This window comes from Bartonella sp. HY406, from assembly GCF_025449315.1.
Lineage (GTDB): Bacteria > Pseudomonadota > Alphaproteobacteria > Rhizobiales > Rhizobiaceae > HY038.
Genome location: NZ_CP104893.1, coordinates 525,961 through 542,243 on the forward strand (window position 1 = coordinate 525,961; position 16,283 = coordinate 542,243).

Sequence of the window (16,283 nt, forward strand, 5' to 3'; positions counted from 1 at the left end):
CAGGCAACATCATGACAGCAGAAAGACCAACAAACGCGGCACGCGTCACCGCAGTTTTTAGCCAAATGGGGTTAGAACCTGTAAATGTGCCGATTTTACAACCTGCCGATCCTTTCCTTGATATTGTTGGAGAAGACTTGCGCCGCCGCATTTTCATGACTGAAAATGAAAATGGTGACAGTCTTTGTTTGCGCCCTGAATTTACCATTCCTGTTTGTTTAAACCACATTGCTGAAAATCATGATACGCCGCGCCGCTATGCCTATATTGGCGAAGTGTTCCGCCAAAGACGGGTTGGCACCGGTAGCTTTGTGCAAGCAGGCATTGAAGATTTGGGCGAAACCAATGAAGCGGAGGCTGATGCGCGCTCCCTTCATGATGCCTTTACACTGGTTGGTTACGTTTCATCGCTAACGATTGATAAGATTTTAATTGGCGATCAGGCACTTTTTGCCGCTGTTTTAAATGCGCTGGGCTTACCTCATGGTTGGCAAAAAAAGCTCATGCGCTGTTTTGGTAATGACCAGCTTTTGCAAGCACTGCTTGCGGATTTTGCAAAACCCCGTGAGCCGCTAGAATTGCCCGCTCATATAGCACAAAAAATTGCAAATCATGATAAGGATGGTTTGCAAGACTTGCTTGAAGCGGAAATGATAAGTGCCAATATTTCGCCGGCATTTTCGCGCAGCCCTAAAGAAATTGCCCAGCGATTAATTGAAAAGGCAGAGCTTGCAGAAGTGCAATTAGATCCAAAATCTATGGCGGCTTTGCAAGAATTTTTGAAGTTTGATGTCGCGCTTGATAAAGCGGTTGATATTTTAAACGATTTTGCCAAAACAAACCATTTGCAGCTTGATGATGTAATTGAGCGTTTTTCTGCCCGCAGCAAAGCGATTGTAAAAGCAGGGTTTGATCTTGATAAATTACATTATGATGCTGCTTTTGGCCGCCCGCTTGATTATTATACCAGCCTTGTTTATGAGATCCGCTCGCAAAATGGCGAGGTGATGATTGGCGGTGGGCGCTATGATAGTCTTTTAACCATGCTTGGTGCAAAAAAGCCCATACCTGCCGTTGGTTTTTCCATGTGGCTTGATCGGGTAGGGGGAGATTTATAAAATGGCAATTACTTTAGCACTTCCCTCCAAGGGCAGATTAAAAGAAAAGTCGTTGGAATTATTAAAAAAGGCGGGTTACGAGGTGGTCTTGCCTGAAGATGACCGCAGCTACCGCGCCCATATTGCCAATGCACCAAAAATAGATTTGCAATTCTTGTCAGCCTCTGAAATTGCCCGCGAGCTTGGCTATGGCCGGGTTGATCTTGGTGTTACTGGTGAAGATTTAATCCGTGAAACCCTTGCCCATGCTGACGAACGGGTTAAGGTGGAATTGCCCTTGGGCTTTGGCCATGCGGATGTGGTGGTGGCTGTGCCGCAGGTTTGGCATGATGTATCAACCATGGCTGATCTTGATGATGTGGCGGCAGATTTTCGTCAGCGTCATGGCCGCCGTTTGCGCATTGCCACAAAATATTGGCGTTTGACGCAAAAATTCTTTTCGCAAATGCATGGCATTCAAGTCTATCGCATTGTTGAAAGCTTGGGGGCAACAGAGGGCGCGCCTGCCGCCGGCTCTGCCGATATGATTGTTGACATCACCTCAACCGGGGCAACTTTAACCGCCAATCAGTTGAAAGTGCTTGATGATGGGGTGATTTTGAAATCAGAGGCTTGCCTTATTGCATCAAAGCAAACCAAAGAAAAAGCTCTAAGTGATGAGGTTATAAGCCGCATGAAGGCTATTATCTGATTTAACTATGGCAAGATTATCGCGTGTTTTTTAAAATATTAAGGGCTTTATTTCACTTTGAATAAAGCCCTTAATAGTTGGCTATTGTTTTACCAAATTGCTATTATAAAGTTGTGGCCAATCCTCTTGCTGAACGAGCGCGCAAAAAGGCATGGCACGAACAGTGCTTAACTGCCAAACCTTGCCATTATAGGCAAAGCCAAAATCGCGGCCGCAATCATTATTGGAACTAAAACGAATGGTTGAACGCAATTCAAGTCCAGCATTATTTGCGGCTAAATTATATAGCCAATTTTCTTGAGATAAATTCGCTTTGCCATCAAATTGAGCCGCTATCATACCTTGTGGGCTTTGTTTTTGTAAGCGATAATTATCTGTATATCTATTTGTATAATCGTCACAAACTGCAATGAAGTGTTCACCATTGTTTAGCCTAATATTTAAGTCTGTTGGTTTATCACTTTGGCAATTTGAACTATCTTCACCATGTAGCGCAATTGGCGTATTAAGGGTAAAAGCGAGAGCCGAAATTTTCGGCAAAGGCGCAATTTTATTGCCAAAAAGCGCATTAGCATTATCTTTTTGAGTGTTATAAAAATTTGCAAATTCTTTAAGGGAAATATTAGCGCGAGGTAGGTCTTCAACATCAACACCAAAGGTTAACTCTTTTTCGGATAAAAGTGCCTTCATAAAATTTGCGCTGTCTTTATCGTCAATATGAGCCGCAAAAATAACTGGCTGATGGGCGCTATCATTAATAAGCCCAAATTTAAGATTTTTCTTGGAAAAATGATAGATAAATTCACCGCTTGTAATATGTTGATCATTGCTTGCCACAATGAAGCGTATAAGAGGTGGTTTCGTGCTGTTATATTGCCAATGGATTGCGATATATTGACCTTTATCATATATATTATCAATATTAGGGTAGCCAATTGCGGTGCAGCTAAAACCTTGGTCGCAACCAAAAAGCCAATCACCCTTGTGCGATATTTTACCAATATTGGCAAAATCTGATAATGCGCTGGTTGTGGCTGTATCATTCCCAAAGGCTAGTTGTTGAATGCGGTGGTCAATGATTGCACTTTGGCAGCTTTGATATTGGAAATTATTATTGGCATTTTCATCAAGATATTGGGTAAAGAGGCAAGCCTTATCCAAAAAGCTTTTAAAATTATTTTTATCACGTAATGCATCTTTTTCAAAATTGATGCCATAATCCTTTTCAAGCTCAGCAATTTCTTGAGCGCTGTTTTCTTGATCCGGATCACTTTGACCCAAACTACTTTGATTTGGCGTCTCAAAATAATCAAGAATAGATTTTTCCGTTTTAGTATCGATAAAATCACGTTCAACCTGTTGATCGAAGCCACATTTTTCTTGATAACAATAATGGTTGCGCAGTTCGTCAATACGGTTAGCAAGTAAGCTATTATTACAGTTGGGAGCACTGAGCACTTGTCCATCGCGGCCCCAATAACCGCTTTCATAAACTGCACAAACATTTTGGCGATAGTTTAACCATGCCCGTTGCTCTGCAATTAAGCTTTTGCGAATGCCTTCAGCTTTGGGGTGGCCGTCATAACTTGCTAAAACAATTTTCCAAACCGCATTTAATTGGTTATCAAGCCGTTTCCAGTTTTCACTACCGCATGCAGTCCAATCTGAATTAGTACCAAATGGATTTTCTGCCATACATTGATCATAAAGTGGATCAGCTTTAAGTGTTGGGATTATTGTGAAGTAAAATAGTACTATAAAAATAAAGGAAAAAAATAACCGCATATTATTCATGGCCCCACACCTTGCCGAAAATTTATTAACCACTCTAATATTTTTAAAACATTATTTAAAGTACTTAGGGTCAGGACCTATTAATTTAAATGAAATGGCACAATAAACAGCAAAAATATACAAGGAGGAAAGCGAAAAGTGGGTGGTATACCCAGTTAAGCTTTACGACGCAGTAGATTGCAGCTGTTTTTGTGTCCTTTCAGGATATGGGAAATTTTTGCGATAACTTTGTCGAAGCCCCTTGAAAATATTTATATTTCCTGCGTTTCTTCTCCTTGTTCTCACAAAAATTCCCTCATACCATTTTGTTCAAATTAATAGGTCCTGACCCTAACTATCTAAAAGTAATTTATTTATTGGTTGTTATAAATATAATTGCTTAAACATCTTAGCCGGTGATTTAAAGGAATGTTTCATGCGTCATTTGCAAGTTTGATAATGGTTACCTATATAGCAAATATTTAAAGCAATGAAAAACCGCAATGGTTCTTAAAAAAGCTGTTTTTTGTTTGGCTTATGCTCTAAAACAGGATAAGGTTGACTAAATCTTATCCTTGTTGTGTAAGAATAGTTCATTTAGATTTTAAGGCAGGAGACTGACGAAAACAATGGAATTTGATGTTGTACTCGTAGTATTTTTCGTATTGGCAGTTGTCATATTTTTGCAATTGCGCAGTGCGCTTGGTAAGCGTACCGGTAATGAAAGACCTCCCTTTGATCCGATGAAACGTACACCAGCAAGCAGCCCAGCGCGCGGTGATGATAATGTCGTACCAATGGCGAAAAAACAAAATCGCCGGAGCGATGATTTTTCTGATATTGATGCAATTGCCCCGCAATCAAGCCGTTTAAATGAAGGATTGCGCGCTATTCGTGCCGCCGATAGTTCGTTTTCACCGCAAAGCTTTAGCGATGGTTCGCGCATGGCCTATGAAATGGTGATGACTGCCTTTGCTAATGGCGATACCAACACTTTGAAGACGCTTTTAGCAAAAGATGTTTTTGATGGTTTTAATACCGCAATTAGCGAGCGTGAAGCAAATGGCGAAAAGGTTAAATTTTCGTTTGTTGGTATTGATAAGGCAGATATTGTTGCTGCCGATCTCAATAATGGCGTTGCAGAAATTACGGTGCGTATTGCAAGTGAAGTGATCTCTGCTACCTATGATAAAAATGAAAATTTGGTTGAAGGTGATCCGCAAGAAGTAACTCAATTGCATGATTTGTGGACCTTTGCCCGTGATCCACGCTCGCGTGATCCTAACTGGCAAGTGATTGCCACCGATGAGGATGCGTAAGGATTATTCCTTGGATTTTAAAAGCCGCTTTTAGCGGCTTTTTTATTGAAAAATAAAATTTTTTTTTTTAAATGACAAAATCAATCAAAAAAATGAAATTTAAAAAATTGGTCTATTCGCCCGATAGGTGAATATGCTATATAGCAAAAAATTAGAAATATTGGTTTTAAAATGCAAAGCGATTTTGGCAAGAAACAACAAAAAAATACAAGTGGCAAAAGCCGCTTTAATGTTTTGCGCCCTGAAGACAAAGCTTTGTGGGATGCGGTGGCAAAATCCATTCGTCCCTTGCGTATGAGTACCGCTATTGCTCAAGCTGATAGCGATCCTACTGAATTTAAAACCATGCTGGCTAGCGGTGATATTGCACCTTTGGATAAAAACCAAACCAAACGGGCGCAAGCAGATAATTATTCGCCAAAATCTAGCCGTAGAAATAATGATGGTGGATTAATCAACCCGATTGACCGCAAAACCCACCGTAAAATCGCTAAAGGCAGGCTTGATATTGATGGCCGCATTGATTTGCATGGTCTTACGCAAAGTGAAGCTCACACGCTGCTCTTGCGGTTTTTACAATCGGCACAATTTCGTGGCTTTCGTCACGTTTTAATCATCACCGGCAAGGGTAAGTCGTTGCAAAGTGATGGCATTTTGCGCCAACTTGTTCCCCATTGGTTGTCAACCCCAGCTTTTCGCATCTATATTAGCGCTATTAATGATGCGGCGCGTCATCATGGTGGCGATGGTGCAATCTATCTAAAATTGCGCAAATTATCCGCATAATCAACAGGCAGTAATCAATGACCCCTTTTGGTTTGAAAATGCAAAGCTTGCGGCGCAAAAAGGGCGTAAGCCAAAAGGAAATGGCTAAGGCGCTTGATGTTTCAGCCGCCTATCTGTCCGCCCTTGAACATGGGCGCAAAGGTGCGCCGCCTTTTGCTTTTGTGCAGCGGATTATCGCTTATTTTAATATTATTTGGGATGAGGCGGATGAAGTATTAAAATTAGCCGATTTTTCCCATCCGCGTATTATTATTGATACCAAGGGATTGTCGGCAGAAGCTACCCATTTTGCTAATCGCCTTGCTAAGGATTTGGCAAAAATTGATAATGCTGACAAATTATTATTAATGCAAAAATGTCTTGATGATTTACTTGCCGATTTATCTTAAAATTAGCCGATAGATCGATAGATTGTGAGGCATTGATTAAACACCTCACAATTTTAAGTTTTTAAAGACCGCTTGCTAACTCTTTGACCAAACGGCTTGTTGCTGCAACAATATCGGCTTTAACCGCGCCATTATCATCAAGGCTTTGTGCTACCGCATTAACAATGGCTGAGCCCACCACAACGCCATCGGCAAGCTTCGCAATATTGGCAGCTTGTTCGGCGGTTTTAATCCCAAAGCCAACCACGACTGGTAAATCTGTATGCTGCTTAATGCGCGCAACAGCATCGCCAATTTGCTCAATTTGCGGCAAGGCTTGGCCGGTAATACCGGTCATTGACACATAATAAACAAAGCCAGAAGTATTTTGTAAAACCTTTGGTAAGCGCTTATCATCAGTTGTTGGGGTTGCAAGACGAATGAAATTAATCCCAGCTTTTAAGGCAGGCAAACAAAGCTCATTATCCATTTCAGGGGGGAGATCGACCACCAATAAGCCATCAAGTCCTGCTTCTTTGGCATCTTTCAAAAAGCGATCGACACCATAAATATAGATTGGATTATAATAGCCCATCATTAAAATTGGCGTAACATTATCATGAACGCGAAAATCCCTAATCAATTGTAAGGTTTTTGCAAGAGTTTGGCCATTTTTTAGTGCCCTTTGGCCGGCAAGCTGAATGGTTGGGCCATCGGCCATTGGGTCTGAAAAAGGCATGCCAAGTTCAATAATATCAGCACCAGATTTTGGCAAATCCAACATAATCTTTAAGGATTCATCATAATTAGGATCGCCAGCCATAATATAAGTGGCAAGAGCACTGCGACCTTCAGCTTTTAAGGCCGCAAATTTATCATCAATACGCGTCATAGTTAAAATCCTTAAAAAGCGTTACATTGCCATGCCGAGCAAATTGCCGACCGTATGCACATCCTTATCACCACGCCCCGAAAGATTGACGATGATAATTTGATCTTTGCCCATTTTAGGTGCGCGTTTTACTGCCTCTGCCAAGGCATGTGAAGATTCAAGCGCTGGAATAATACCTTCAGTACGGGTTAATAGTTGAAATGCGTCCAAAGCTTCATTGTCAAGAATAGGCACATAACTAACCCGCTTCGTGTCTTTAAGCCATGAATGTTCAGGGCCAACACCTGGATAATCAAGACCTGCAGAAACTGAATGGCCTTCAAGAATTTGCCCATCACTGTTCTGCAAAAGATAGGTGCGGTTGCCGTGAAGAACGCCGGGGCTTCCAGCACTCATTGATGCGCAATGCTCATCGCTATCAAGGCCATGGCCACCTGCTTCAACGCCAATAATTTCAACACTTTTATCATCAAGGAAGGAATGGAAAAGCCCAATAGCGTTAGAGCCACCACCAACGGCGGCAATAATCATATCAGGCAGGCGGCCTTCACGTTCTAAAATTTGAGCGCGCGCTTCATCACCGATAGTGGTTTGGAAATCGCGCACCATTTCAGGGTAGGGGTGCGGGCCGGCGGCAGTACCAATGAGATAATAAGTATCATCAACATTGCTAACCCAATCGCGCAAGGCTTCATTCATCGCGTCTTTTAAAGTGCCATTACCAGCCGATACTGGCTTTACTTCAGCGCCAAGAAGGTTCATGCGAAACACATTGGGCTTTTGCCGCTCAACATCGGTTGCACCCATATAAACAACACAAGGAAAGCCAAAGCGCGCGGCAACGGTTGCAGTAGCAACCCCGTGTTGACCAGCACCCGTTTCAGCAATAATGCGTTTTTTGCCCATGCGCTTTGCTAAAAGCACTTGGCCCAAACAATTATTGATTTTATGGCTGCCGGTGTGATTAAGGTCTTCACGCTTTAAATAGATTTTTGCGCCGCCAAGATGTTCTGAAAGACGATCGGCATAATAGAGCTTTGATGGACGGCCGGCATAATGGGTTAAAAGATTGGACAGCTCGGCTTTAAAGGCTGGATCATTTTTTGCTTCATCATAAGCATCTTGAAGCTCCAATATAAGTGGCATCAAAGTTTCAGCAACAAATCGACCGCCAAAAATACCAAACATGCCATCTTCATCAGGACCTGTCCGATACGAATTTAAGTCAATTGCGCGATCATCTTGCGCCCCATCAACCAGCTTTGTCACATCATTCTCCATTATTGCCATCTTCATTCAACTGTCGAATTTTATTATATACTGCTTATAGTCATAAAAAACCAATTTAGGCAAAACATTTTAAATTGGTGGTGCCGTGCAAAGCATTGCATCGTTATTTTTGCTGGGCGATTAAAGCATTTTGTACCGCGTTAAAAAAACCGTTCATAAGGGCAAGATCTTTAACGCCTGGTTCACTCTCAACGCCTGATGAGACATCAATGCCACTTGGGCTAATCGTTGTTAATGCATCATGGATATTTTCAATGCGCAAACCACCAGAAAGCATATAATCCATGTCGCTATCAAAATTATTTAATAATTGCCAATCAAAAGACACGCCATTTCCCCCCGGAAGATTAGAACCTTGTGGGGCTTTGGCATCAAATAAAATGCGGTCGCTAACTTCCCTGTAGGGAATAGCGTTTTGTAAATCTGGCGCGGTATGGACTGAAATTGCTTTCATCACGGGTAAATTATAGCGCTTTTTAATTTCAGCAACGCGGCGCGGCGTTTCATGGCCATGTAATTGCAGCATATCGGGCTTTACAATATGGACAAGGTCATCAAGAAAAAGATTATCAGCATCAACCGTTACGGCAACGGTTTTGGCGCGCTTTGCGACTGTTTCACAAAGCGCGGCTGCTTGCAAAAATGAAATATTGCGTGGACTTTTGGGAAAAAAGATAAAGCCAATATGGCTTGCACCATTGGCAATGGCCGCTTCTACCGCCTCATTTGTCTTTAATCCACAAATCTTTATATCAAGTGCCATTTTGGTTTTCCCATTTTGGTGATCCAAGTGAATTCTTTATTTTTTAAAAACCGATCATAACTTCATATCGGCCTAGAATCGTATTGATCTTTCTGTTTTGGTTCTCTTTTACTGCCAGAAAGTGATTTGTGCAAATAGGTCATCATGGCTGCTGCAAATAGCGGTGTCAATAAATTGAGTATCGGAATGGATAAAAACAAGGCAATCACCAAACCTGCACAAAAAACGTTCCATCGGTTTTGTAAGTAAAATTCATGACCACCTTTTTCAGCACGTAAGCGGCTTGCGGCAAATTCAAAATATTCTCGCCCTAAAAGATAGCCGTTAATGACAAAAAAGCCTATGAGATTAACCCCCGGTACCAATAATAATAAAAGCGCAATAATATTGCCGATGATGGAAAGGCAAAGAAAGCGCGCCGCGATAATCATCGAGCGACCAAGCGGCATTGCAGTTCCGACTTTATCTTGTGGGTAATCTTGCTTTTCAATAATTTCAGCCACATCATCAATAAAAAGCCCACCGATAAGTGCGGTAATTGGCCCCACCAATAAGGCAAGAATAGCTGCAAGCCCAAAGCTAAAAGTAATAATCCACACAATGCCAAGCCAGCCAAGCCAATCAGGCATGCCAGAAAAATAGGGTGCAAGCCAAGGAAAAACCGATTGAATAAATATTTGGCGTAAGAAAAACCATAGAAAAATCAAAAGACCAATTGTATAGCCAAGGGACTTCCAGAAAATTGTTCTAAATTGCGGCGACCATAAACGTTGTAGAGCCCAAAAGGCAGCGTTGAAAATCATTTTTTTCCTGACTTAAAACTGAAAAAGGCGAAACGAGGTTTCATTTTTGTACTGGCATTTATTTTTTTAAAGCATTAATAATCATATATCGTAAAGCCTTGCCAATTTTAAAAGTGGATTGCCCGATATTTTTGGTTCTGATATGCTTTTTTAAAATTTCTTGTGCATTGGCGTTCAATGTCCGTTTTAACCAAATCCTATGGGTAAATCTATTTATCCTTTATATAAATCTAACTGTTCAAGAGTTTAAGTCTTTTATCCATTTAAATGTATAATTGTGTTCTTGTTTTGAACTTATGGAGCTTTTAATCCATGCCGAAATTCGATGTTTTAACTATTGGCAATGCCATTGTTGATGTTATTGCCCGTTGTTCTGATGATTTTCTTATTCAAAACGGCATTGTAAAAAATGCGATGAATTTGATTGATAGCGGCCGTGCGGAGCTTTTATATAGCCGTATGGGGCAAGCCATAGAGTCTTCAGGCGGTAGTGCTGCCAATACGGCGGCAAGTGTTGCCAGCCTTGGTGGTAAAGCTGCCTTTATGGGCAAGGTTGCAAGCGATCACTTAGGGCAAGTCTTTGCCCATGATATGCGCGGCCAAGGTGTTTCTTATGATACGCGCCCCTTAGAAAATGGTGCGCCAACCGCAAGATGTATGATTTTTAATACGCCCGATGGCGAGCGGTCGATGAATACTTATCTTGGCGCATGTATTGAGTTTGGCCCAGAAGATATTGAAATTTCCAAGGTTGCTGAAGCCAAAGTTACTTATTTTGAGGGTTATTTGTGGGATCCGCCACGCGCCAAGGAGGCAATGCGCCTTGCTGCACGTATTGCCCATGAAAATATGAATGAAGTTGCTATTACTCTGTCGGATTCATTTTGTGTTGAGCGCTATCGTGATGAATTTTTAGAAATGATCCGCTCTGGCATGGTTGATATTGTTTTTGCCAATGAAGCAGAAATTCTAGCGCTTTATGATACAACCTCATTTGATACAGCTATTCGCGCTATCCGCACCGATTGCAAGCATATTGCTTGTGTAACGCGCGGTGATAAGGGTTCGGTTATTGTTCAACGTGATGAAACCTTTACTATTTCGCCGATAGCGGTTGAAAAGGTTGTTGATACAACTGGCGCTGGTGATCTTTATGCGGCAGGCTTCCTTTATGGTTATACCAATGGGTTAAGCCTAGAAGATGCAGCGCGTCTTGGTTCGCTTGCTGCCGGTCTTGTTATTCAGCAAGTTGGTGCGCGCGTACAATATTCTTTGTGTGATGCAGCTATTCAAGAAGGCTTGATTGAAAAACGCTAAAGCAATTTTGAAAAATTGATCATACTATATAATCAAGGCACCTCTTCATTTTTGGGGTGCCTTTATCATTTTTGATAATATTAACAGCAAAATTCATCACGATTATTTCCATAGATTTGTTGTTGTCTTTTTGCTAGAAATCTTATCAATGTGATTAGAGCGTTTTTTAGAAAAGTGTGAAGCGGTTTTCGGACAAAAAACGCGGTGTAAACAATGCATTAGAGCGCCAATCTGAACCAATCAGATCGAAATACGCTCCAAAAAGGTGTAGCAAACATGATGACATTTTTGCCAGAATGGTCAATTTTTTTAAAATTTGCGCTTTATTCGATTATCTTGACACTTGTTCCCGGCCCTGATCTTACATTGCTTATTTCACGCTCTATCCTTGATGGGGCAAAAGCTGGCTTTGCTTGCTTGCTTGGCGCGTATAGTGGCATTTTTATCCATGTTATTGCCGTGTCTATTGGGCTTTCTGCGCTCATTATTGCCTCGCCAACAGCGTTTTTTATCTTAAAATGGCTTGGTGCTGCTTATCTTGTTTGGTTGGCTATTCAATTATTTCGCAACCGGTCAACTTTTAAGCTTGATATGGAAAAGACCAAAACATTTTCTTTCAAAAAGAATTATTTGGCTGGCTTGATGTCCAATTTGTTAAATCCTAAGGTTATTTTATTTAATATGACCTTTTTGCCGCAATTTGTGTCGGTGACAGATCCTCATGCTGCGGGTAAATTGGTTTTTTTGGGGCTATCTTTCATTCCCGTTTCCATGCCTTTTGTTGCCGCAATCATTGTTGCAGCTGACCGCGTTGCTAAGCTATTAAAGGAAAACCCGCAATTTATTCGTGGTTTGAATTGGGTGATGGGAGCAATGTTCATGGGCTTTGCAGTAAAGCTATTGGCCATTCAAGCAAAATAAAGCATGTCGATAAAATAAATGGGAGGATTTATGAATAAGGTTATTGCATTTGTTTCTCGTTATAATGGTGAGGAAACACAAAATTGGTTGGACGCATTAAATAAGGCATTTAATGGTCAAAAAATTATGGCAATATCAGCAATGAGTGATATGCAAAAGCATGATTGCTCGGTGGCAATTGTTGCTAATCCCGACCCTAGCGAGCTTGCTTTGCTGCCTAATTTACAACTTATCCATAGTTTATGGGCCGGGGTTGAAAGATTGGTTAGTGAGCTTCCACTAAATTGCGCGCCAATTATCCGCCTTATTGATCCTGAATTAACCCGCACCATGGCTGAAGCTGTGCTTGCTTGGAGCTATTATATTCAACGTGATATGCCAGCCTATCGGATCAGCCAAATGGCAAAACAATGGCAACCGCGTGAATATCGCCCACCTCATAATATGACTGTTGGCATTGTTGGCTTGGGGCTGCTTGGGCAAGCGTCAGCAAAATTTTTACAGCATGCCGGTTTTAATGTCATTGGTTGGAGCCGCACCCTAAAAACCATTGATAATCTTCAAAGCCTAACAGGTGATGATGGTTTAACGACATTGTTGCAGACAAGTGATATTGTTGTTTTACTCGTCCCGCTAACCAATGAAACCACTGGCTTGATGAATGACAAGCGGTTTTCTCAAATGAAAAAAGGTGCAGCTTTAATTAACTTTGCCCGTGGGCCAGTTGTTGAAGCGCAAGCCATGCTAAAATCTATTGAGCAAGGGCAACTTGGACATGCTATTCTTGATGTCTTTAATGTTGAGCCATTGCCGCCAACATGCCCCTATTGGCATAATCCAGCGATTACCATATTGCCCCATATTGCCGCGCAAACGCCTAAGGAAACTGCGGCAAAAATTGTTGCACACAATATTGCCACTTGGCAAAAAACCGGTGATTTACCGCCATTTGTCAATCGCAAATTGGGCTATTAATGCTGATTAAAAAATTTATCTAAACTTTAGACAGAGAATTATCCTCACAAAAACTATTATTTATAGGAAAATTATTAGTCGGCTAATTATTTAATTGTGTTAAAAGAGTCACTAAAATAAGCAAATATGAATTTACATATATAAATTGAAGCTTATCAATTGAATTGCTGACAAGTCGATGTTATTTAAGGGAAAATTTTTTAGCAAGTTTAGCGGGATTCCCTATAATGTATAGACATAAACTTTTTTCATGGAAAAAAATTATTTTTTGCAGCACTTTTTTATGTTGTTTAAACACAAGTTTTTCTTATTCACAAATGGTCAATGACACCATTATTAGCACGCCAGATACAGCATTAACACTTGATAATAATTATAACGGTTTAACCTTTGAAAATACAATAACCGGTCAGGTTTTGGGGGTAAACCGTGGAATACTTGTTAATGCAAACAATACAGTTAGCATTACCAATGCTGGAATGATTTCTGCCATACAAAATGCAGATCGTTTTTGGGAAGATGCAGGTATTCAAAACAGGGGTGTTATTACGAGTTTTGTCAATTCAGGCACGCTAAAATCGTCTTTGGGCTTAGGGTTGTTTAATCAAGGCACGATTGGTTCAATACATAACACGCAAAGCGGCGTTATTTCATCAGATAACACGACAGCTATTTTGTCTACTGGTGCTATTGATAGTATAACCAATGATGGCGTTATATCAGGTGTTGACGCGGCTATTATTACCACTGCTAAAATCAATACTTTGACTAATTCTGGCGTTATTTCTGGCTATAATGCAGGTATTCAGTTGGATGGTCCAGCAGCGATTGATAAGATAATAAATAATAATATTATCGAAGCGCGCGGCGATCATACAACTTGGTACAATGCCGCTATCTTTACCAATGGTGGTACTGGGTATATTGGTTCCATTGATAATCATGGTCAGCTTAAATCCAGTCAATATGGTGTATTGACTTATAATGATATTGGTCAAATTAATAATTATGGCACCATTGAAACAGGCCAAAGCGCCATTATTCAAAATAGGGGTACGATTGGAGTCATTAATAATTATGGGACTATTGGTAGCAAGGATGTAGAAAACTCCCAAGCCATTATTCTTAATAATATTAATCCAATTGCACAAAGCAATGTCATCAATAATTATGGTACTATATATGCGCGTCAATCATTGGGTATTATGGTCAATAATACAAATGGCAATCAAAATACTGTAAGTATCAATAACTATAAAGATATAAGCGGTGTTGTTGGTATAGAGCTTACTGGCAGTACGGGTAGTGTTGTTATCGAAAATAGCGGCAATATTAATGGTGTTAATGTCGGTGTCGAATCCTCTTTCCAAAATGCTATTATTAAGAATTTTGAAGGTGGCGTTATCCAAGGTGGCGGCGCGTCTATTTCTGTTTCGGCAAATGGTCAAGTCTTAAATTATGGTTCTCTTTTAGGTGAAGTAAATTTACGCTCTGCATCTCTTTACGCTCTTGGCGATAAAAGCATTATCAAGGGTAATGTAATTGGTGATGAAGATGCTTTATTTTCTGTTGGTAAGGGTACACAAACCGCAAATTATGACGCGCAGGATTTAACTGTAGTTAGTGTTGGAAAAATTGCCGTTGAAGCCAATTCATCTTTAAAACTGTATGACACGACAAGTTGGGAAACATTGTCTAGCGAACAAGATGCGTTTAAAAATCTAGGCACTTTATACATTAATGGTAATGTCAGCTTAAAGTCTAATGTTACGAATGATGGCATAATTTCATTCTCTTATGATAATACTTATAAGACTTTAAAAATTGATGGTAATTATGCTGCCAATAATGGTCAAATTTTTATTAATACCGTATTGGGTGATAGCAATTCTGCAACCGATCAATTGCATATTTTAGGCGATGCAACAGGTAGTACTTGGGTTAATATCCTTAATCGCAATGGTATTGGCGCACTAACAACTGGAAATGGTATAAATATCATTAAAGTTGATGGTACATCTTCTGCCGATGCATTTACTTTAAAATCTGATTATTCGTTTGAGGGACGCTCAGCAATTATTGCAGGTGCTTATGCCTATTCACTTTATGCAAGCGATGCTGCGGGTAATTTTGATGGCAATTGGTATTTGCGTTCGCTTAGTACAAAAGATGATGATGATACTGAAGACAAACCAGTAAAACCAGTAAAGCCAGTTTATTCAGCTACTGCGCCCTTATATGAAGCCTATCCGCAAATTCTTCAGCAGTTGAATAAGGTTGGAACGCTAGAACAGCGCGTTGGTAACCGCACTTGGCTTAACACGTCAAAAGATTTACAAGCCAATACAATTGATCAAGCGGATGGTCGTGGCTTTTGGATGAAGGTTGATGGTGGTACAGGCCACATTAAATCTGATATTAGTAAAACCAATTCTTCATATGATATCGATTTGGTGAAAACATTATTAGGATTGGATTTTATTGCCCAAGAAACTGCTCATGGTAAATTTATTGGCGGTGTTTATTTCCAATATGGTCATGCAAAAGCTGACATTGATTCACGCTATGGTGATGGTGAAATAAGTACAGATGGTTATGGCTTTGGTGGTACTTTAACGTGGTATGGCGCCAATGGGCTATATGTTGATGGTGTAGGGCAGGTAATGTTCTATGATAGTGATATCCGTTCCAATTGGCTAGAAAATGGATTTGGTAAGCGCGTTGTTGATGGCAATCGCGGTCGTGGTTATGCTCTTAGCATTGAGGCAGGTAAGAAAATTGCTCTTAATCAAGAATGGGCAATGACCCCACAAGTTCAGTTAAGCTATAATGATGTCGATTTTAATAGTTTCAATGATAATTATGGCGGCCATGTCAATGCAAAAGATGGGAATGCATTAACGGGTCGTTTGGGCATGCAATTTGATCGTGAAGTAAGTTGGAAAACATCAGAGGGTGATTTACGCCGTTTAAAGGCTTATGGTATTGGCAATCTTTATTATGATTTCTTAAATGGTACCAATATTAATTTGACCGGTGTTAATTTCCGTAATCGTTCAGATCGTTTCTGGGGTGGTCTTGGTACAGGTATTTCCTATAATTGGAAAGATGATGCCTTCACCATCTATAGTGAAATTGATGCGCGTACCAGTTTTACAAATTTTAGCGATAGTTATAGTTTTAATGGTACAGTTGGTTTTAAAGCCCGCTTTTAAGTGTCGTTTCTTTCATTAAATAAAAAGGCAGCCAATTGGCTGCCTTTTTATT

14 protein-coding genes are annotated in these 16,283 nt (G+C 40.4%); 9 read left to right on the top strand and 5 right to left on the bottom strand.

Annotation, left to right across the window (positions count from 1 at the left end):
- Positions 1-11: 11 nt before the first annotated feature.
- Together N6B01_RS02190 and hisG are read left to right on the top strand one after the other, a co-directional pair.
- The gene (locus tag N6B01_RS02190) at positions 12-1,118 is read left to right on the top strand and encodes an ATP phosphoribosyltransferase regulatory subunit (protein ID WP_262079733.1); all 1,107 of its coding nucleotides are present in this window, start codon (positions 12-14) and stop codon (positions 1,116-1,118) included.
- Position 1,119: 1 nt separating this feature from the next.
- Positions 1,120-1,809, top strand: a complete 690-nt coding sequence (gene hisG / locus N6B01_RS02195; protein ID WP_182418710.1) for an ATP phosphoribosyltransferase — start codon at positions 1,120-1,122, stop codon at positions 1,807-1,809.
- Between the two features lie 81 nt (positions 1,810-1,890).
- Here hisG and N6B01_RS02200 read toward each other — a convergent pair whose 3' ends face one another.
- Positions 1,891-3,603: a lysozyme inhibitor LprI family protein gene (locus N6B01_RS02200; RefSeq protein ID WP_262079734.1), complete on the bottom strand. Its 1,713-nt coding sequence runs from the start codon at positions 3,601-3,603 to the stop codon at positions 1,891-1,893.
- Positions 3,604-4,211: 608 nt separating this feature from the next.
- Between N6B01_RS02200 and N6B01_RS02205 the strand changes: the two genes are divergently transcribed.
- From N6B01_RS02205 to N6B01_RS02215, 3 genes are all read left to right on the top strand, one after another.
- On the top strand, positions 4,212-4,901 hold the full coding sequence (locus N6B01_RS02205) for a Tim44/TimA family putative adaptor protein (RefSeq protein ID WP_262079735.1): 690 nt from the start codon (positions 4,212-4,214) through the stop codon (positions 4,899-4,901).
- Positions 4,902-5,072: 171 nt separating this feature from the next.
- Positions 5,073-5,687, top strand: coding sequence for a Smr/MutS family protein (locus N6B01_RS02210; RefSeq protein WP_262079736.1), 615 nt, complete (start codon positions 5,073-5,075; stop codon positions 5,685-5,687).
- Positions 5,688-5,704: 17 nt separating this feature from the next.
- Positions 5,705-6,076, top strand: a complete 372-nt coding sequence (locus tag N6B01_RS02215) for a helix-turn-helix domain-containing protein (RefSeq protein ID WP_182418713.1) — start codon at positions 5,705-5,707, stop codon at positions 6,074-6,076.
- Between the two features lie 61 nt (positions 6,077-6,137).
- Here the strand turns inward: N6B01_RS02215 and trpA are convergent, their stop codons facing one another.
- From trpA to N6B01_RS02235, 4 genes are all read right to left on the bottom strand, one after another.
- The gene (gene trpA, locus N6B01_RS02220; RefSeq protein WP_262079737.1) at positions 6,138-6,947 is read right to left on the bottom strand and encodes a tryptophan synthase subunit alpha; all 810 of its coding nucleotides are present in this window, start codon (positions 6,945-6,947) and stop codon (positions 6,138-6,140) included.
- Positions 6,948-6,968: 21 nt separating this feature from the next.
- Positions 6,969-8,135 carry a tryptophan synthase subunit beta gene (gene trpB, locus N6B01_RS02225; RefSeq protein WP_246708185.1) on the bottom strand — a complete coding sequence of 389 codons (1,167 nt, stop codon included), beginning with the start codon at positions 8,133-8,135 and terminating at the stop codon, positions 6,969-6,971.
- A gap of 205 nt (positions 8,136-8,340) precedes the next feature.
- Entirely contained in the window at positions 8,341-9,000 is a 660-nt protein-coding gene (locus N6B01_RS02230; protein WP_182418715.1) for a phosphoribosylanthranilate isomerase, read from the bottom strand.
- Between the two features lie 62 nt (positions 9,001-9,062).
- Positions 9,063-9,803, bottom strand: coding sequence for a sulfate transporter family protein (locus N6B01_RS02235; protein WP_182418716.1), 741 nt, complete (start codon positions 9,801-9,803; stop codon positions 9,063-9,065).
- Between the two features lie 312 nt (positions 9,804-10,115).
- Between N6B01_RS02235 and N6B01_RS02240 the strand changes: the two genes are divergently transcribed.
- From N6B01_RS02240 to N6B01_RS02255, 4 genes are all read left to right on the top strand, one after another.
- Positions 10,116-11,120 carry an adenosine kinase gene (locus N6B01_RS02240; RefSeq protein ID WP_182418717.1) on the top strand — a complete coding sequence of 335 codons (1,005 nt, stop codon included), beginning with the start codon at positions 10,116-10,118 and terminating at the stop codon, positions 11,118-11,120.
- Positions 11,121-11,399: 279 nt separating this feature from the next.
- Complete coding sequence (locus N6B01_RS02245; protein WP_262080545.1) at positions 11,400-12,041, top strand: LysE family translocator; 642 nt, start codon at positions 11,400-11,402, stop codon at positions 12,039-12,041.
- Positions 12,042-12,071: 30 nt separating this feature from the next.
- Positions 12,072-13,016 carry a 2-hydroxyacid dehydrogenase gene (locus N6B01_RS02250; RefSeq protein ID WP_262079738.1) on the top strand — a complete coding sequence of 315 codons (945 nt, stop codon included), beginning with the start codon at positions 12,072-12,074 and terminating at the stop codon, positions 13,014-13,016.
- Between the two features lie 227 nt (positions 13,017-13,243).
- Positions 13,244-16,231, top strand: a complete 2,988-nt coding sequence (locus N6B01_RS02255; protein ID WP_262079739.1) for an autotransporter family protein — start codon at positions 13,244-13,246, stop codon at positions 16,229-16,231.
- Positions 16,232-16,283: the final 52 nt, after the last annotated feature.